The 17,333-nt window shown below is 65.1% G+C and carries 17 protein-coding genes; 12 read left to right on the top strand and 5 right to left on the bottom strand.

All coding sequences use genetic code 11. The annotated features are described in order from the left end of the window. The coding region (locus A3736_RS12160; protein ID WP_067683327.1) for a glutaredoxin domain-containing protein at window positions 1–186 on the bottom strand (186 nt) is incomplete at its 3' end. A 213-nt stretch (window positions 187–399) separates the two neighbouring features. Here A3736_RS12160 and A3736_RS12150 point away from each other — a divergent pair. Continuing rightward, entirely contained in the window at window positions 400–891 is a 492-nt protein-coding gene (locus A3736_RS12150; protein WP_067683324.1) for an Hsp20 family protein, read from the top strand. A 403-nt stretch (window positions 892–1,294) separates the two neighbouring features. Here A3736_RS12150 and A3736_RS12145 read toward each other — a convergent pair whose 3' ends face one another. From A3736_RS12145 to tpiA, 3 genes are all read right to left on the bottom strand, one after another. Then, window positions 1,295–2,929: a CTP synthase gene (locus A3736_RS12145; protein WP_067683322.1), complete on the bottom strand. Its 1,635-nt coding sequence runs from the start codon at window positions 2,927–2,929 to the stop codon at window positions 1,295–1,297. 104 nt (window positions 2,930–3,033) lie between these two features. Next, window positions 3,034–3,408, bottom strand: a complete 375-nt coding sequence (gene secG / locus A3736_RS12140) for a preprotein translocase subunit SecG (RefSeq protein ID WP_067683320.1) — start codon at window positions 3,406–3,408, stop codon at window positions 3,034–3,036. A gap of 75 nt (window positions 3,409–3,483) precedes the next feature. Beyond that, window positions 3,484–4,245 (bottom strand): triose-phosphate isomerase, encoded by a 762-nt coding sequence (gene tpiA / locus A3736_RS12135; RefSeq protein WP_067683318.1) that lies wholly within the window; start codon window positions 4,243–4,245, stop codon window positions 3,484–3,486. A 193-nt stretch (window positions 4,246–4,438) separates the two neighbouring features. On the opposite strand from tpiA, the gene A3736_RS12130 reads away from it, so the two are divergent. The 11 genes from A3736_RS12130 (at window position 4,439) to A3736_RS12080 (ending at window position 14,967) form a co-directional block, all read left to right on the top strand. Beyond that, window positions 4,439–6,376, top strand: coding sequence for a SurA N-terminal domain-containing protein (locus A3736_RS12130; protein ID WP_067683317.1), 1,938 nt, complete (start codon window positions 4,439–4,441; stop codon window positions 6,374–6,376). Window positions 6,377–6,406: 30 nt separating this feature from the next. Beyond that, window positions 6,407–7,921: an anthranilate synthase component I gene (trpE, locus tag A3736_RS12125; protein ID WP_067683315.1), complete on the top strand. Its 1,515-nt coding sequence runs from the start codon at window positions 6,407–6,409 to the stop codon at window positions 7,919–7,921. Beyond that, a complete protein-coding gene (locus tag A3736_RS12120; RefSeq protein ID WP_369815449.1) occupies window positions 7,918–8,763 on the top strand; it encodes a phosphodiester glycosidase family protein in 846 nt (281 codons plus the stop codon). Before trpE ends, A3736_RS12120 begins: the two co-directional genes overlap by 4 nt. Then, window positions 8,756–9,745 carry a prolyl aminopeptidase gene (pip, locus tag A3736_RS12115; protein WP_067683313.1) on the top strand — a complete coding sequence of 330 codons (990 nt, stop codon included), beginning with the start codon at window positions 8,756–8,758 and terminating at the stop codon, window positions 9,743–9,745. Before A3736_RS12120 ends, pip begins: the two co-directional genes overlap by 8 nt. Next, window positions 9,742–10,341 carry an aminodeoxychorismate/anthranilate synthase component II gene (locus tag A3736_RS12110; RefSeq protein ID WP_067683311.1) on the top strand — a complete coding sequence of 200 codons (600 nt, stop codon included), beginning with the start codon at window positions 9,742–9,744 and terminating at the stop codon, window positions 10,339–10,341. Before pip ends, A3736_RS12110 begins: the two co-directional genes overlap by 4 nt. Beyond that, window positions 10,338–11,330, top strand: coding sequence for an anthranilate phosphoribosyltransferase (gene trpD / locus A3736_RS12105; protein WP_067683310.1), 993 nt, complete (start codon window positions 10,338–10,340; stop codon window positions 11,328–11,330). The genes A3736_RS12110 and trpD overlap by 4 nt, the downstream gene beginning before the upstream one ends. Window positions 11,331–11,332: 2 nt before the next feature. After that, the gene (gene trpC / locus A3736_RS12100; RefSeq protein WP_067683308.1) at window positions 11,333–12,118 is read left to right on the top strand and encodes an indole-3-glycerol phosphate synthase TrpC; all 786 of its coding nucleotides are present in this window, start codon (window positions 11,333–11,335) and stop codon (window positions 12,116–12,118) included. Continuing rightward, a complete protein-coding gene (gene moaC / locus A3736_RS12095; RefSeq protein ID WP_067683306.1) occupies window positions 12,115–12,588 on the top strand; it encodes a cyclic pyranopterin monophosphate synthase MoaC in 474 nt (157 codons plus the stop codon). The genes trpC and moaC overlap by 4 nt, the downstream gene beginning before the upstream one ends. Then, window positions 12,585–13,763, top strand: a complete 1,179-nt coding sequence (locus A3736_RS12090) for a molybdopterin molybdotransferase MoeA (RefSeq protein ID WP_233999374.1) — start codon at window positions 12,585–12,587, stop codon at window positions 13,761–13,763. The genes moaC and A3736_RS12090 overlap by 4 nt, the downstream gene beginning before the upstream one ends. Before the next feature lie 90 nt (window positions 13,764–13,853). Beyond that, window positions 13,854–14,561, top strand: a complete 708-nt coding sequence (lexA, locus tag A3736_RS12085; RefSeq protein WP_067683303.1) for a transcriptional repressor LexA — start codon at window positions 13,854–13,856, stop codon at window positions 14,559–14,561. A gap of 46 nt (window positions 14,562–14,607) precedes the next feature. After that, window positions 14,608–14,967 carry a VOC family protein gene (locus A3736_RS12080; RefSeq protein ID WP_233999373.1) on the top strand — a complete coding sequence of 120 codons (360 nt, stop codon included), beginning with the start codon at window positions 14,608–14,610 and terminating at the stop codon, window positions 14,965–14,967. 134 nt (window positions 14,968–15,101) lie between these two features. On the opposite strand, the gene A3736_RS12075 is transcribed toward A3736_RS12080, so the two are convergent. Next, complete coding sequence (locus tag A3736_RS12075) at window positions 15,102–17,282, bottom strand: ComEC/Rec2 family competence protein (protein WP_233999372.1); 2,181 nt, start codon at window positions 17,280–17,282, stop codon at window positions 15,102–15,104. Window positions 17,283–17,333: the final 51 nt, after the last annotated feature.

The following is a 17,333-nucleotide window of genomic DNA, read 5'->3' as shown; positions in this document are numbered from 1 at the left end:
GCCGATGAAGATCTGCGGCACGGTGCGTGCCTCCGGCGCCCGCTCAAGCATCTCGGCGCGCTTCGGGCCGCCCATGGTGATATCGTGCTCGGTGTATTCCACGCCCTTTTCGTCGAGCAGGCGCTTCGCCCGGCTGCAGAAACCGCAACCGAATTTCGTGTAGATCGTGACTTCGGGCTTACTCATCGAAAAATGATCCTTCGTGTTTCGCCGGTGCGTCGCAGGCCTGTCCGGCAGCAACCCCATACCGCGCGATCGGGTTCTTGAACGTCATGCCGGTGCGCTTATCTTGGTGTCGTCCGAAGCGGCCACAAGGCGCGTCGGGCGCATCGTTGGGGGCGGCGCCGAATGCGGGCCGCATCCCTATCATGAAAATCGCTCAGAAGAGGATTTGTTTCGATGAACCGTACCGATTTTTCCCCTTATCGCCGCACCACGGTCGGGTTCGACCGTCTGTTTGACCTGCTGGAAAGCCAGGTCCGCAACAATGCGGGCGACAATTACCCCCCATTCAATATCGAGCGGCGCGACGAAGACAGCTATCGCATAACTCTGGCAGTGGCCGGTTTCCGCGAGCGCGATCTCGATATCACGGCGCAGCAGAACCTGCTGACCATTCAAGGCAAGAAGCGCGACGATAGCGTGGAGGGCGAGATGCTGCATGTCGGCATCGCCAATCGCGGTTTCGAACGCCGGTTCGAACTGGCCGATTTCGTCCGGGTCGCCAACGCTGATCTCGCCGATGGCCTCCTGACCATCGATCTCGTGCGCGAAGTGCCCGATGCGATGAAGCCCAAGAAGGTTATGATCGGCGGAGCCCGCAAGCTCGAAGTGGTCGAAGGCGACAAGGCCGAAGACGACGAGAGCGGCAAGGATCGCGACGTCGCCTGATCTTCGATCGAGGCAGTGTAACGAGGGGCGGAGCCGTAAGGCTTCGCCCTTCTCGTTTGCGTGGTGACGAAGGACCGCTGTCCAGGCCGGAACGGAAGGGGGCAATGCCGCAAAGCATTGCCCCCGCGACGCAGAGCGCCGCCTAGCCTCGGAATAAGCCGTCCGGGTCGCAGAAGACGACGAGTTTCGAGGCAAGCCTTTCAACTTGTTGCGCAAAAAAGGGCTGAAGCGTTCTAAAATCACCCCAACCATCGCCCGCAAGCATGGTTTGCCTCACACCGGTTAAAAAATAAAGGCCTCGCGCTCACTAAGCATGCGGGCGCACAACCGCATTCAGCATGCAGTTCGGGCGTCGTCTCGCCGATTCAATCGCTTAGGATGTCTGCTGCACGCGCAAAAAAAATTACATCAAGCGCGCCTGCTCGAGCGCTGCCCCGATAAATCCTGCGAAAAGCGGGTGGGGATCGAACGGGCGCGACTTCAATTCCGGGTGGAACTGAACGCCGATGAACCAGGGATGGTTCGGCCGTTCGACGATCTCGGGGAGCAAACCATCGGGCGACATGCCGGAGAATACGAGGCCTTCTTTTTCGAGCGTGTCGATATAGTGGCTGTTGACCTCGTAACGATGGCGGTGGCGTTCCGAAATTTCGGTGACGCCGCCATAGACCCGCGAGACCTGACTGTCCGCAGCAAGCTTGGCGTCATAGGCGCCCAGACGCATCGTGCCGCCCAGATCTCCGCCCGCTTCGCGCTCCTGCAGGCCATCTTCGCTCATCCACTCGGTGATGATGCCGACGACCGGTTCTTCCGTATCGCCGAATTCCGTCGACGAAGCGGCGGCGACGCCTGCGGAGCGCGCACCTTCGATGCAAGCCATCTGCATCCCAAGGCAAATGCCGAGGAACGGCACCTTGTGTTCGCGAGCGAAGCGGACCGCAGCGATCTTGCCTTCCGACCCGCGCTCTCCAAAACCGCCGGGCACCAGAATGGCGTGCATGGGTTCGAGCTGAGCGGAGATGGCGTCGTCATCCTGCTCGAACACTTCGGCGTCGAGCCATTTGATCTTGACGCGCACGCGATGGGCCATGCCGCCATGAACGAGCGCCTCGTTGAGCGATTTGTATGCGTCCTGCAGTCCGACATATTTACCGATCACGCCGATCACTACCTCGCCTTCGGGGTTCGAATGGCGATCGACCACATCGTACCAGCGGGACAGGTCGGGTTCCGGCGCGTCGGTGATGCCGAAGGCGCGCAGCACTTCGCTGTCGAGCCCTTCCCCATGATATTGCAGCGGGACCGAATAGATCGACGGCGCATCGAGCGCGGGGATCACCGATTCCGCGCGGACATTGCAGAATTGCGCGATCTTGCGCCGCTCGCTTTCGGGGATCGGATGCTCTGCGCGGCAGAGCAGCAGGTCGGGCTTGATCCCGAGGCTGGCGAGTTCGCGCACGCTGTGCTGGGTCGGCTTGGTCTTCAGCTCGCCCGCCGCCGCGATATAGGGGACCAGCGTGACATGGACGCTCAGCGTCTGGTCGACGGGCAGTTCGTTCCTGAGCTGACGGATGGCCTCCATGAAGGGCAGGCCTTCGATGTCGCCGACCGTGCCGCCGATCTCACACAGGATGAAATCGTGATCGTCCTGATCGGCAAGCGCGAATTGCTTGATCGCGTCGGTCACATGGGGAACCACTTGGACCGTCGCGCCCAGATAATCGCCGCGCCTCTCCTTGGCGATGATCTGCTGGTAGATACGGCCCGAAGTGACATTGTCCGCCTGATGCGCGGAAACGCCCGTGAAGCGTTCGTAATGTCCGAGATCGAGATCGGTCTCCGCCCCGTCATCGGTCACGAACACCTCGCCGTGCTGATACGGGCTCATCGTGCCCGGATCGACATTCAGATAGGGGTCGAATTTGCGAATGCGGACCTTATAGCCGCGCGCCTGCAACAGCGCCGCGAGCGATGCCGCCATGAGACCTTTGCCGAGCGAGGAGACCACGCCGCCGGTGATGAAAATGTACCGCGCCATGGGAGCCGGGCCTTAAGCCCCGGTCGTGATTCGGGGCAAGCGTAAACCGGACGAAGCGAGCGATCCGTCGCTCGCCCGTCCACAGATAAGTCGATCGAAAGCGCTTATTGCGCGAGCGGATCGTCGTTGGCGGGCGTGGCCTGGTTCGGGGCCGGAGCAGCCTCGCCACCTGTCACCGGCGTGCCGCCGAGCGGATCCTGCTGTTCGATCGGCGTGACGTTGCGATCCAGAGTCGTCTCGAGCGAGGCGCCCTGCGTCGTTTCCACTGCCAGCGCTGCCAGAGCGATCGACAGGACCACGAAGACCACGGCCAGCCACTTGGTCGACCGAGTGAGGAAATCCGCCGCGCCGCGCGCGCTCAGCATGCCCGACGGACTTCCGCCGATACCAAGACCGCCCCCTTCGGAACGCTGCATGAGGATAACGCCTACAAGGGCAGCGGCCACGATGGCCTGGACGACGGTGAGGAAGAAGAACATCGGATATCCGTTCTGGATGAAAGTGATTTGAAACTAGGTCCGGTTGGTGGCGCGCACAAGGGCGCGCCTCAAACCTCAGCCCTCGTCCGCCTCGGACGCAGCGACCACGATGCCGAGGAAGCTTTCTGCCGACAGGCTCGCCCCGCCGACCAGCGCACCACCGACATGGGGGAGCGAGAGGATCTCGCGCGCATTGTCCGGCTTGACCGAGCCGCCGTAAAGAATGCGAACGCCCGATGCCTGCTCCTCGCCATAGGTTTCGACCAAAAGATCGTGAATGGCGCGATGCATGGCGGCGATATCGTCGGCCTCAGCAGTGCGGCCCGTCCCGATGGCCCAGATCGGCTCATAGGCAACAGTCACGCGTTCCGCCGCGTCATCCAGTTTCGGCAGGCCCGCGCGTAGCTGATCGAGTACAAACTGTTCTGCTCTGCCCGCGTCGCGCGTCGCTTCGCTCTCGCCGCAGCATAGGATGATCCGCAGCCCCGCTTCGAGCGCGGCGGAAACCTTCGCCGCGATCAGCGCATCGCTCTCGCCGTGATCGCCCCGCCGTTCGCTATGGCCCAGAACTACGAACTTCGCGCCCGAATCGGCGGCCATCGTGGCGCTGACATCTCCGGTATGCGCGCCATCCGGCTCCGCATGGCAATCCTGCGCGCCGACGCCGATCTGCTCGGCCTCGCGATGGACGGCGTGAATCAGAGTGAAGGGAGGCGCCAGGGCGACCTCGACCTTCATGTAACGCTGCGCCGCACGGTCGATTGCGCGTGCTTCGGAAAGCATGGCGCGCGTGCCGTTCATCTTCCAGTTTCCAACGATGTAGGGCCGTTCGGCCATGATAAGGTCCTGTAGATTTGCGATGGGTTGCCGCCATATGGGCAGGCCGGGGCTGGTCCGCTAGCCGACAGCGGCCCCCGGGTCAAAACCTTCGACACCTGTTGCGGCAAGGTCGCAGCATGGATAAAGCGCGGCACTCCTCCCGGTCGCGCTGTGCCCGGACACCATTTCCGACAGGACGCTTTTCGCAGCCATGCTCACCTTCTTCCGCAGCTTCTTCAAGTCCAAGATCGGCCTCGGGCTCACCTTCGCCTTTCTGGGATTGATCGCCTTCGCCTTCGCCAGCGCCGACGTGTCGAGCACGGGCATGTTCGGCGGGGTTGCCGGCGGCAATCGCGTGGCGGTGGTGGGCGGCGAGCGGATCGACAGCGCCGAACTCAGCCGCTCGACCTCGAGCGCGCTGGATCGCGTGCGCCAGGAAGATCCGACGATTTCGATGCCCGAATTCATCGCGCAGGGTGGTTTCGACGAAGTGCTGAGCCAGTTGATCGATCGGTATGTGATCTCCGCCTTCGCCCGGGACAATGGCCTCAGAGCAGGCGACAACCTCATCAATAGCGAGATCCGGACTATCGGGGCCTTCCGCGGGGCGGACGGAAATTTCAGCGAAACAGCCTACCGTCAGGCGCTGGCCGCGCAGGGTCTTACCGATGCGCAGGTGCGCAACGACATCCGTTCGGGCCTTCTGGCTCAGCAGATTGCCGGGCCGTCCGCCTTCGGGGCAGTGATGCCGCAGGCCTTGGCGCGGCGCTATGCCGGCCTGTTCCGCGAGCGGCGCGAAGGCGCGATCGGCTTTCTTCCCTCTGCGGCCTTCGCGCCCGAAGGCGCGCCTAGCAGCCAGCAATTGCAAGCATTTTACGAAGCGAACCGCGCGGATTTCATCCGGCCCGAACGCCGCATCGTGCGCTACGCCACATTCGATAACGACGCGATCGCCGACGAGATCGAGCCGACCGAGAACGAGATCGCCGCGCGCTATCAGCAGGACCGCGCGCAATACGCGGCAAGCGAAACGCGCAGCTACACCCAGCTGATCGTGCCGACGCAGCAGGCCGCCAATGCGCTCCGCGAACGTGTCCAAGGCGGCGCTTCGCTGGATGCCGTGGCACGGGAAGCCGGTTTCAGCACAGTGCAGCAGGAAGCCGTGACGCGTGCCGAGGTCGCTTCCGACGCCTCTTCGGCGGTCGCCGACGCGATCTTCAGCGCGGCACGCGGGTCCATCGCGGTTCCGGCGCGCAGCGCGCTTGGCTGGCATGTCGTGCGGGTCGATGCCGTCAACAGCACGCCAGCCCGCCCACTCGCGCAGGTCCGCGGCGAAATCGCCGATACGGTGCGCGAAGAAAAGCGCACGCGCGCGCTCGCCAATGTCGCCGCCGAGATCGAAGAACGGATCGACGAAGGCGCCACACTGGCCGATGTCGCGCGCGAGCGCGGGATCGCGGTCGAAACGACGCAACCGCTGACTGCAAACGGCCAAGTTTACGGCACCGACGAGACGGCACCTGAAATTCTCGGCCCGGCGCTCGCGACCGCATTTCAAATGGAAGAGAGCGAACCGCAGGTCGCGGAGATCGAGCGAGGCGAGACCTATCTCGTCTTCGAAGTCACGCGCATCACCGGAGCCGCCACGCCCCCGCTTGCGGAAATTCGCGATCAGGTCACGGCCGCATGGCGCCTGACGCAAGGTTCGCAGGCGGCGCGCGCTGCTGCCGATCGCGTTATCAAGCGCCTGCGCGAAGGGACGAGCCTGGCAGCCGCCTTGCAGGCAGAGGATGTCGCTCTACCCGCAGTGGAAAACATCAACCTGACCCGTGAGGACCTGGCGCGCCAGCAGGACCGGCGCATTCCCCCACCCCTGGCTTTGATGTTCAGCATGGCACAGGGCACGGCGAAGAAGCTGGCCGCAGCGCGCGATCTCGGTTGGTTCGTGGTCGACCTCGAAGAGATTTCGGTCGGAACGATGGAAGCCGACGATCCGCTGATCGGACAAGCACGCGAACAGCTCGCCTCGACGCTGGGTCAGGAATACACCGAGCAGCTGATCGCGGCGATGAGGAGCGAGGTCGGCATCGAGCGCAACGAGGACGCCATCGCGGCCGTGCGCCGCCAGCTGGTCGGGGAGCGGCCATGAGAGCCGGAGAAATCGGGCGGGACTGAGCGGATGTTGGGTGAAGAGCAGGCGCTGACGGCGCTGTCGGCGGGTCGCCCGGCCCTGGTCTGGCGCACAATCGTCGCCGATACCGAGACGCCGGTCGGCGCGGCACTGAAACTCATGGAGCCGCAGCGCGGAGATTTTCTGCTCGAATCCGTCGAAGGGGGTGCGGTTCGGGGGCGCTACAGTCTATTGGGACTCGATCCGGATCTCGTCTTCCGCGCCGAACGGGGCGAAGCGTCGATCAACCGCCAGTGGCGCTCGGATCGCGCAGCGTTCGAGGCCTATTCGGACAATCCCGTAACGGCCCTGCGCGCTCTGTCTAGAGAATGCCGCCTCGCCGTACCCGAAGGCCTTCCGCCCGCTTTGGCGTGTCTGGTCGGCTATTTCGCCTACGAGACGATCGGAATGGTCGAGGCGGTGCCGCGCGCCGCGGAGCCGGGGCTGGGGCTGCCCGACATGGTGTTCGTGCGCCCGACCCTCCTTTTCGTGTTCGACAGCCTAGGCGACGAATTGCACTGCATCGCCCCGATCTGGCCGGATTCCGAAAGCGATCCGTCGGGCCAGATGGAAGCGGCACGAAACCGCATTGCAACGGCGCTGCAACGGCTCGAAGGCGCGCGTGCGCCTGCCAATCCCGCTCCGACCGGGGAACTGCCTGAAGCGCGGCTCGATCCGGTCATGGCGGCGGACGATTACACCGCCATGGTGGACCGGGCGAAAGAATACATCGTGGCGGGCGACATCTTTCAGGTCGTCCTGTCGCAGCGCTATACCTGTCCCTTCCCCTTGCCGCCGGTCGAACTCTATCGCGCTTTGCGGCGGGTCAATCCGTCGCCCTTCCTCTATTTCCTCGACCTGCCAGATTTCGCCGTGGTCGGGTCGAGCCCGGAAATTCTCGTCCGCGTCCGCCCCGATCAGGACGGCGCCAACGAAGTGACCGTGCGCCCCATTGCCGGAACCCGCCCGCGCGGGGCCGACGATCAGGCCGATCGGGCCGCCGAGGAATCCCTGCTGTCCGACGCGAAAGAGCGGGCCGAACACTTGATGTTGCTCGATCTCGGGCGCAACGATGTCGGCCGCGTCGCCGAGCGCGGCAGCGTCGAAGTCACGGACAGTTTTACAATCGAACGTTACAGCCATGTCATGCATATCGTGAGCAATGTCGTCGGACGGCTCGATCCAAAGTTCGACGCCGTCGATGCGCTGTTCGCCGGATTCCCGGCGGGCACGGTCAGCGGCGCGCCCAAGCTGCGCGCCTGCCAAATCATCGCCGAGCTGGAGCGCGATGCGCGCGGGCCATATGCCGGCGGCGTCGGCTATTTCGCACCGGACGGCTCGCTCGACAGCTGCATCGTGCTGCGCACCGCCGTGGTGAAGGATGGGACGATGCACGTCCAGGCGGGGGCCGGCATCGTGGCCGACAGCGATCCCGAATACGAACGGCGCGAATGCGAAGCCAAGGCGGGCGCTCTGCGAGCGGCAGCGGCCGAAGCGTTCCGTCAGGCGGAGCAGCGCGCATGATGCGTTTCGTTGCCCCTCTCGCGCTCGCCGCGCTCGCTCTGGCAGGCTGCGACGCACAGCCCGAAGGCAAGCCTGTCGCCCGCGCCAAGATCGACGGTAGCGTGGGCGCCCCCGCCCCGACGCCGAGCGAGGATGCCACCATTGCGAGCCAGGTCGAATCCGCCTGCCGCTCGGTCATCTTCGAGAACACCTCGCTGACCCACTGCCTCGCCATCCCCTCGCGCCATCGCATCACGACCGCGCTGGCGAACGGATCGGGCGAGAATTACCGCAGCCTTTCGAAGCTGTCCGAAGCGATGGACGGGGACAGAGTCGCCTTTGCCATGAATGCAGGCATGTTTGACGACGATGGCGATCCGATCGGCTATTTCGTGGAAGGATCCGAACGCCTCAAAACGCTCAACGCCGCCGATGGCGAGGGCAATTTTCACCTCAACCCCAATGGCGTGTTCTACGGATCGGGCGAGACATGGGAAATCCGCACAACGCAGGATTTCCTCGCCAACGTGTCCGACAGGCCCGAATTCGGAACGCAGTCGGGTCCGATGCTGCTGATCGACGGCAAGGTCCATCCCGAGATCACCGCAGACGGCCCTTCGCGCCTGATTCGCAACGCCGTGGGCGTGGACGAGAAGGGGCGCGCGCATTTCGTGATTTCGAACGCCCCGCTTTCGTTCGGAAAGCTCGCCCGTTTCTTCCGCGACGAGTTGAAGACGCCCAACGCGCTGTTTCTCGACGGGAGCGTGTCGGCGCTGTGGAACCCCGCCACCGGTCGCACCGATGGCGGGGCGGCGATCGGCCCGATGCTGGTCGTAATGAAGAAGGAAGCGCCCGATGAATGACGCGCCCACCAATCCAAACGGGGACCGCCGCACGCTCTATCCCGAAATCGAACCGTACGAGAGCGGTATGTTCGATGTCGGCGAAGGGCATTCGCTCTATTACGAGCGGGTCGGCACCCCCGGCGCAAAGCCTGCCGTGTTCCTGCATGGCGGGCCCGGCGGCGGGATGAGCCCAAACCATCGGCGCCAGTGGAATCCGGACCATTACGACGTCCTCCTTTTCGACCAGCGCGGCTGCGGTAAATCGACGCCGTTCGCGGAGATCGACAAAAACGACACCTGGCGCATCGTCGAGGATATCGAGCGGCTTCGCGAAATGTGCGGGCACGAGAAGTGGCAGGCCTTCGGCGGCAGCTGGGGCTCGACTCTCGCGCTCGCCTACGCCCAGACCTATCCCGATCGCGTCAGCGAACTGGTCCTGCGCGGCGTGTTCCTGGCCCGGCAGAAGGAAAAGGACTGGCTCTACCGCTATGGCGCGAGCGAGATCATGGCCGAACAGTGGGACGATTTCGCCGGGCTCATCCCCGAAGGCGAGCGCGACAATCTGGTCCAGGCCTATTACGATCGGCTGACGAGCGAGGACGAGGAGACCCGCCTCGCCGCCGCGCGCGAATGGTCGCTCTGGGAAGGCAGCGTCGCCACGCTGCTGCCCGACGAGGCGCTGATGGACAGTTTCGGCGATCCCGCCAAGGCGATCCCCTTCGCCCGCATCTGCGCGCGGTTCTTCCTCGAGGATTTCTTCCTCGAAGAGGCGCAACTGCTCAAGAATCTGGACACGATGCGGCACATTCCCGGCATCATCGTTCAGGGACGCCACGATATCTGCACGCCGCCCACCTCCGCGTGGGAGCTGAAGAAGGCCTGGCCGGAAGCCGAGCTCTGGATCGTGAACGATGCGGGCCACAGCGCGGGCGAGAAGGGCATTATCGACGGTCTCGTCCGCGCGACCGACAAATTGGCGGGCATCGACAGCGCCCCATGATCCTCGTCATCGACAATTACGACAGCTTCACCTTCAACCTCGTCCATTATCTGATGGAACTGGGCGCAGAGGTGCGGGTGGAGCGCAACGATGCGCTGAGCGCGTCGGAAGCGCTTGCCAGCGGAGCCAAGGGCATCCTGATTTCGCCCGGCCCCTGCACGCCCAACGAGGCGGGGATCAGCCTCGATTGCGTCGCGGCCTGCGCCGATGCGGGCCTGCCGCTGCTCGGCGTGTGTCTCGGACATCAGGCGATCGGGCAGCATTTCGGCGGGCGCGTGGTGCGCGGCGGGCTGATGCACGGCAAGACATCGCCGGTCGATCATGACCGTACGGGCGTGTTCGCCGGTCTGCCCTCCCCCTTCACCGCCACGCGCTATCACTCGCTGGTGGTGGAGGACATTCCGAACGTCCTCCACGTCAATGCGACGAGCGAGACGCCCGGTCTGGACGGGACGAGCGTGATGGGCTTTCGCCATCGCGAGCTGCCGATCCACGGCGTTCAGTTCCACCCCGAAAGTATCGCGACCGAGCATGGCCATGCCCTGCTCGCCAATTTCCTCGAAATCTGCGGTATGGAAGCGAAAATCCCGGCATGAAGCATCTGCCCCTCGCCGTCCCCCACTTGACCGAGACCGAGGCCGAGGAAGTCTTCGGCTGGATCCTCGATGGCGAGGCGAGCGAGGAAGAGATCGCCCGCTTCCTCCTCGCCATGACCGAGCGGAGCGAGACGGCGGAAGAGATCGCCGGTGCGGCGCGCGCTTTGCGAGCGCGGCTGATCCCGGTCGCGGCACCCGAAGGCGCGGTCGATTGCTGCGGCACCGGCGGCGACGGGCACCACACGCTCAATGTCTCGACCGCTGTCAGCCTGGTGGTCGCCGCCTGCGGCGTGCCGGTCGCCAAGCACGGCAATCGCGCGGCGAGCAGCAAGTCGGGCGCGGCGGACACGCTGGAAGCGCTCGGCCTCGACATGGAAGCGGCGGGGCGCACGGCGGAAAAGACTCTGGCCGAACTCGGGATCTGTTTCCTCTTCGCCAAGAACCATCATCCGGCGATGGGCCGCATCCAGCCCATCCGCCAGAAGCTGGCCCGCCGCACGATCTTCAACCTGATGGGCCCGCTCTCCAATCCCGCCGGGGTTGAGCGCCAGCTGATCGGGATCGCCCGGCCCGCCTATGTGCCGATCTATGCCGAAGCCAAGGCGAGCCTCGGCACCAAACGCACCTTCATCGTATCGGGCGACGAAGGGCTGGACGAATTGAGCCTCGCAGGTGGGAACGAGCTGGCGGACGTCGCCGGATCGGACTTTGCGATGCAGCGCGTCGATGCGGATGCGGCAGGCCTACCCCACGCGCCGATCGAAGCGATCAGGGGCGGCGATGCAGCGCATAACGCAAAGGCTCTCGAAGCCCTGCTCGGCGGCACACCCGGCCCCTATCGCGACGCAGTACTGCTGAATGCCGCCGCGACTCTGATCGTCGCAGGCCGGACCGAGGACTGGCGCGAAGGCGCGGCAATGGCGGCGGAAGCGCTCGACAGCGGCAAGGCGCGCGATCTGCTGGCGCGCTGGATAGACATGGCGAAGTGACGATGAACAAGCTCGACGAAATCTGCGCCACCAAGCGCGAGGAAGTGGCCGATCGCCGCACGCGCTCCACCATCGGCGATCTCGATGCCGCCGCAATGATGCAATCCGAGCCGCGCGGCTTCGAAGCGGCGTTGCGAAAGGCGAGCCGCGACGGTTTCGGCCTGATCGCGGAGATCAAGAAGGCCTCGCCCTCGAAGGGGCTGATCCGCGCCGATTTCGATCCCGCCGATCATGCCCGCGCTTACGAGGAAGGTGGCGCGACCTGCCTCTCGGTGCTGACCGATGCGCCGTATTTCCAGGGGCACGAGGATTACCTGATGCAGGCCCGCGCCGCCTGCGCGCTGCCGGTCTTGCGCAAGGATTTCATGGTCGATCCCTGGCAGGTCGCCGAAGCCCGCGCGATCGGGGCGGATGCGATCCTGATCATCGTCGCCGCGCTGGACGACGGGGTCATGGCCGAAATCGAGGCCGCCGCGATCGAGCGCAGGATGGATGTGCTGGTCGAGGTTCATGACGAAGCCGAAATGGCGCGCGCGGCGAAGCTGAAATCGCGCCTGATCGGCGTCAACAACCGCGATCTGAAGACCTTTACCACCGATCTCGCCACGACCGAACGGCTCGCCGAACTCGCGCCCGAGGATGCCTTGCTGGTGGGCGAAAGCGGCATCGCCACGCATGAGGACTGCCAACGCCTCGCCCAATCGGGCGTGCGCAATTTCCTCGTCGGCGAAAGCCTGATGCGCCAGGCCGATGTCGCGGCGGCCACGCGCGCACTGCTCGGCGCATGAGCGGCCTCACTCATCTCGACGAACACGGCGCGGCGCGCATGGTCGATGTCGGCGCGAAGCCGGTGAGCCAGCGCAAGGCCGTCGCCGAAGGACGCATCCGCATGTCGGGCGAAGCGCTGGCCGCTTTGTGGGACGGCACCGGGCCGAAAGGCGATGCGCTCGCGACCGCGCGGATTGCGGGCATCATGGCGGCGAAGAAGACCGGCGAGCTGATTCCGCTCTGCCATCCGCTGGCGCTCGACGCCGTGACGGTCGCCCTCGAGCGCGAGAGCGACGCGATCCGTGTCACTGCCACCACCTCCTGCACCGGACGCACCGGAGTAGAAATGGAAGCCATGGCCGCGGCAAGCGTGGCGCTGCTGACGCTTTACGACATGGGCAAGGCTGAAGACCGGGCAATGACGATCGAAGGCGTGCGACTGATCGAAAAGCTGGGCGGAAAATCCGGCCATTGGCGCGCCGAGCTGTGATTGCGCTCGAAGAAGCGTGGGATCGCCTGCTCGGATCGATCGACGCTCTCGATGCGGAGCTGGTCGACATCGACAGGGCGGGCGGCCGCTATTTACGCGAACCGCTGATCGCGCGCAGGACGCAGCCCTACGCCGATCTGTCGGCCATGGATGGCTTTGCCGCTTGCGGTGAAGGGCCTTGGGATCTGGTCGGGGAGGCTCGCGCGGGCCATGCCTTCGATGGGGCGCTTCGAACCGGTCAGGCGGTCGCGATATCGACCGGGGCCGCTCTTCCCGAAGGTGCGGACCGCATCGTCGTGAAGGAGGATGCCAGCGTCGCGCACGGCCGTCTCGACGCGGATCCTGCGCCGGAGCCGGGCCGCCATATTCGCCGCCGGGGCCTCGATTTTCGCCACGGCGACGCTCTGATCGCCGCAGGGCATCGCATGACAGCGGCCCAAATCGCCCTCGCCCGGACCGCCGGCGTCGCCAACGTCAGCGTCGCGCGCCGCGCCAAAGTGGCTATCCTCGAATGCGGGGACGAGTTGCATGCCGATCCCGCCAAATGTCCGCCGGATGGCCTCCCCGCCTCCAACGGCGCGATGATGGCCGAGATGGTGCAATCGTTGGGCGCAAAGGTTTCTGACCGCGCGCTCGTGCCCGACAGGCTGGACGCTCTGGTCGAAGCTCTGGACGCCGCACGCGATGCCGATCTTCTGCTCACCTCGGGTGGCGCGTCCGTGGGTGAACACGACCTGATCAAGCCCGCGCTCGAAAAAGCGGGGTTTACGCTCGACTTCTGGCGCGTCGCCATCCGTCCCGGCAAGCCCATGATCGTGGCGCGGAGGGGCAAACAGCTCATGCTCGGGCTGCCCGGCAATCCGGTCTCAACCTTCGTGACGGCGCTCCTGTTCGCGCTTCCGGCGTTGCGCCGCATGGCTGGCGCTTGCGAGCCGCTGCCGCGCTCTGTGCGCCTCCCTCTCGACGGCGAACTGCCCGCCGGCGGCACCCGACGCGAATACCTGCGCGCGAGCCTTGGCCCCGAAGGGGTCGTTCCGATCACGGAGCGCGACAGCAGCGCATTGGCCGCTCTTGCCCGGGCGGACGTCTTGATCGACCGATCAATCGATGCGCCTGACGAAACAAAAGGCGCCCTCGTCCCGTGCTACCTGCTCCAGAATGGCGCAATCGCTTGACTTGAAGGAAATGGTTGCCTAATTGTTCCGTATTCGTTCACGGCCTGCATCGAAAACAGCGTCGGAATAGAGTTTTAGGAGCCAAGCACCATGCTGACTGCCAAGCAGCACGAACTGATCCGCTTCATCCAGACCCGGCTTGAAGAAACCGGCATCTCCCCCTCTTTCGAGGAGATGAAGGAAGCGCTCGATCTGAAGAGCAAATCGGGCGTGCATCGCTTGATCTCCGCCTTGGAAGAGCGCGGCTTTATCCGGCGCCTGCCCAACCGCGCGCGTGCGCTCGAAGTGCTGAAGACGCCCGAAGAAGCCGTGTCGAGCCCGCGAGCGCGAAACGCTGCGGCAGCGAATGCGCCCAGCGCCGCGAACGACACTGTCGGTGCAGCCACCGCTGCGCGAACTCCCGAACCGGCCAATGATGTGCTTGAAATTCCGCTGCACGGACGCATCGCCGCCGGCGCCCCGATCGAAGCGATCGAAGGACAGTCGAGCCTTCCGGTGCCTGCCGCCCTGCTCGGCCCCGGCGATCATTACGCGCTGGAAGTATCGGGCGATTCGATGATCGAAGCAGGCATCTTCGACGGGGACTTCGCGCTGATACGCCGAACCGATACGGCGCGCGACGGCGAAATCGTGGTCGCGCTCGTCGATAACGAGGAAGCGACGCTCAAATTCCTGCGTCGGGAAGGAGGCCGCGTGCGGCTCGATCCGGCGAACGCGTCCTACGAAGCGCAGATTTACAATCCCGCACAGGTTCAGGTCCAGGGCAAGCTTGCCGGCCTTTTGCGGCGCTATCACTGATCGCGGCACTGATCGTGGTATCGATCGCGGCGGCGGCTCTGGCGCAGTGATCGAGGCGCTCGACCACGTTCAACTTGCCATGCCTTCCGGCGGCGAAGACCAGGCACGTGTTTTTTACTCCGACCTGCTCGGCATACCGGAAGTGCCCAAGCCACCCCATCTCGCCAAGAGAGGCGGATGCTGGTTCGAGCGCGGTCCGCTCAAGGTGCATCTCGGCGTGGACATGGACTTCCGTCCCGCACGGAAGGCGCATCCCGCCTTCCGCGTGGCCGATCTCGCGGTTCTGACGAAGCGCCTGTCCGAGGCGGGTTTTTCAGTCACCGAGGACGAACCGCTCGCGGGATATGAGCGCTGTTATGTCGACGATCCGTTCGGGAACCGTATCGAAATGATGGAAGCGTTGTAGCATAACGCGCCTCGGCGAGTGCGACAAAGCCAAGGGCCGACGTGCAAGAGCGCTGGATACGCTAGTGCCGGTCGATTGGCGAATCCCGGACCTTTCTTCAGCGTGCTTCCCATCCTTGCCCGATCGCCCGCGAGTTAGCGCCTCGAACCACCCTTCCACCAGCCATGCTCGCCCTGCGATTGTGCCACTGTCCTTATCCGCTCCTCGGCCAGATAGACCGCCGTTCCACCCTCGCGCGTCAGAAAGCGGCGATCCGCCTTCAGCCAACGGGGCTGACATGAGCGCGGCAGGAAGCGGTCGGCGATGACGATATCGGCACGTTCGCAGGCGGCGGCGAGGGCGCGTTCCTCGACCATCTCGCGGCTGCGGGCCATCAGCAAGTGCCAATCGCGGTCCCCTCGCTCCAGCGTAAGTACACAGAAATCGGGGCTACAGCGCGCCCCCGGCCAGCGCTCGAACGGCAGGACCTCTCCCTCCGCACCCGCCAGTTCCATCAGATTGTCGCTTGCGAAGCTTGACCGGCTTTCGCGCAGCACGAGCAGGCGATCGCTTTCGCCGGTCACGCCGACATGGCGCCCGTCGCGCGTTATCAGGATGTCGGGAATCGGCGTCAGCGCGAAGACGAGTACCCCGCCTGCGACCGGCAATAACCCGCAGAGCCGCGCCCTTCCCTTCCAGAGAGCCAGCCAAAGCAGGCCGCCTACGATCGTCAGAACTGTGACGAGGTCCATTTGCGGCATCAGCTTCACCGCACCCGGCTGAGTGGCCGTGAAATGCGCGAGGCCGAGCAAGGCATCGAGAGAAAGCTGCGCCGCCCACCACACCGGTGCGCCCGCACCCACCACATCCAGCAGCAGTGCCAGAGCGAGGAGCGGCATTGTCACGAACGTCACCAGTGGGATCGCGACGACATTGGCGAAAGCGCCGTAAACGCCCGCCCGATGGAAGTGGAACAGCACGATCGGCATTAGCGCGACTTCGATCAACAAGCCGGTCGCAAACAGCATGGCGACACGCCGCGCGGTTCGCGCAAAGGCGCTTTCCTCACGCGGGGCCAGGAAGCGTTTGACACACTCCGCGTTGTGCAGCGCCACGATCGCGATCACGGCAGCGAAGCTCATCTGGAAACTCGGCCCCACCAGCGATTCCGGCCAGAGGGCCAGCACGACGATTGCGGCCACGGCCACCATTCGCAGCGAAAGGGGTTCGCGGCCGAGCGCCAGCGCGATCAGGACCAGCACCGCGCCCACGCAGCTGCGCACCGTGGGGACTTCCGCGCCGGTCAGCAGCGTGTATCCGATCCCCGCCAGCGCGCCCACCATCGCAGCCGCCAGCGGCAGCCGCATGCGTAGCGCCAGCCACGGCCATAGCGCCAACAGCTTGATCGCCAGAAAATAGGCCGCTGCGATCACCGCGCTGACATGCAGGCCGCTGATCGAGAGCAAATGCGTGAGCCCGGAATCGCGCATCGCCGCTTCGTCGGCCTCGCTGATTGCGCCGCGATCGCCGCTCGCCAGCGCCGCCGCGATGCTGGCCGCCGATCCGTCCATATGCGCGCGGACATGGGCGGACAGAGTGCGCTGCGCTTCCGCAAGGGGGGCACTGCGGTCCGCTCTTTCGACCAGATCGATCGGGCCCGCCAGCGATCCCGTCGCCGCCAGACCGTCGAACCATGCCGTACGTGCGAAATCGTAAGCGCCGGGCAGGATCGGCGGCGAAGGGGGCATCAGCCGGGCTTTCAGGCGCAGGCGCGCGCCCTCCTGCATCGCCGCCGTCGCGCGATCCCGCGGCACGTTGATCCGCACCTTCATGGCTCGGCCCTGTTCCGGATCGCGCACGGCAAGCGTCAGCCGTACGCGCTCTTCGGCGGGCTGATCCTCGCGTTCGAGCACGCGCCCGTCGAGCGAGAGGACGCGCGGATAGGCAATCGGTTCGGCGCCGACCATGGCAGAGCGCGCCCAGATCACGCTCGTCCCCAATGCCAGCACGCTCGCCAGGGCAATGGACGCGATCATCAGCTGCGTCCTGTCCTCCCGCCCCCGCCACACGGCCAGCGCACCGAGACCGCCAAGAGCGCACGCGGCTAGGAATGTCGCCCACTCCCATGGCGCATCGAACAGGAACCACGCCCCGATGCCGCTCGCGAAACCCACGGCGAGCCAAGGGCCGCGATCGAATCCGGCACGGTCGAGAAAGCGCTCCGCACGGTCGGCCAGAGCCGCCGGGACACTGGACAAGCGGCGGCGCTTGCGCCATTGGCGCTGCGCTGCACCATCATGTGGGGTATCGCCCCCGTGAAACGGCACGTCAGCCACCGGAGGCGCCGATCGCGTCGCCATCACGATATCAGAAGGGAAAGCGGGTAT

This window comes from Erythrobacter sp. HI0063, assembly GCF_001635685.1.
In the GTDB taxonomy this organism is placed as follows: domain Bacteria; phylum Pseudomonadota; class Alphaproteobacteria; order Sphingomonadales; family Sphingomonadaceae; genus Qipengyuania.
Note: the sequence above shows the minus strand (reverse complement) of the source record. Positions and strands in the feature narration are given on the sequence as shown.

Bases quoted from the DNA above. Each gene is read 5' to 3' on its own strand.
- A3736_RS12150 (WP_067683324.1), top strand. From the start codon at position 400: ATGAACCGTACCGATTTTTCCCCTTATCGCCGCACCACGGTCGGGTTC.
- A3736_RS12145 (WP_067683322.1), bottom strand. From the start codon at position 2,929: ATGGCGCGGTACATTTTCATCACCGGCGGCGTGGTCTCCTCGCTCGGC.
- secG (WP_067683320.1), bottom strand. From the start codon at position 3,408: ATGTTCTTCTTCCTCACCGTCGTCCAGGCCATCGTGGCCGCTGCCCTT.
- tpiA (WP_067683318.1), bottom strand. From the start codon at position 4,245: ATGGCCGAACGGCCCTACATCGTTGGAAACTGGAAGATGAACGGCACG.
- A3736_RS12130 (WP_067683317.1), top strand. From the start codon at position 4,439: ATGCTCACCTTCTTCCGCAGCTTCTTCAAGTCCAAGATCGGCCTCGGG.
- trpE (WP_067683315.1), top strand. From the start codon at position 6,407: ATGTTGGGTGAAGAGCAGGCGCTGACGGCGCTGTCGGCGGGTCGCCCG.
- A3736_RS12120 (WP_369815449.1), top strand. From the start codon at position 7,918: ATGATGCGTTTCGTTGCCCCTCTCGCGCTCGCCGCGCTCGCTCTGGCA.
- pip (WP_067683313.1), top strand. From the start codon at position 8,756: ATGAATGACGCGCCCACCAATCCAAACGGGGACCGCCGCACGCTCTAT.
- A3736_RS12110 (WP_067683311.1), top strand. From the start codon at position 9,742: ATGATCCTCGTCATCGACAATTACGACAGCTTCACCTTCAACCTCGTC.
- trpD (WP_067683310.1), top strand. From the start codon at position 10,338: ATGAAGCATCTGCCCCTCGCCGTCCCCCACTTGACCGAGACCGAGGCC.
- trpC (WP_067683308.1), top strand. From the start codon at position 11,333: ATGAACAAGCTCGACGAAATCTGCGCCACCAAGCGCGAGGAAGTGGCC.
- moaC (WP_067683306.1), top strand. From the start codon at position 12,115: ATGAGCGGCCTCACTCATCTCGACGAACACGGCGCGGCGCGCATGGTC.
- lexA (WP_067683303.1), top strand. From the start codon at position 13,854: ATGCTGACTGCCAAGCAGCACGAACTGATCCGCTTCATCCAGACCCGG.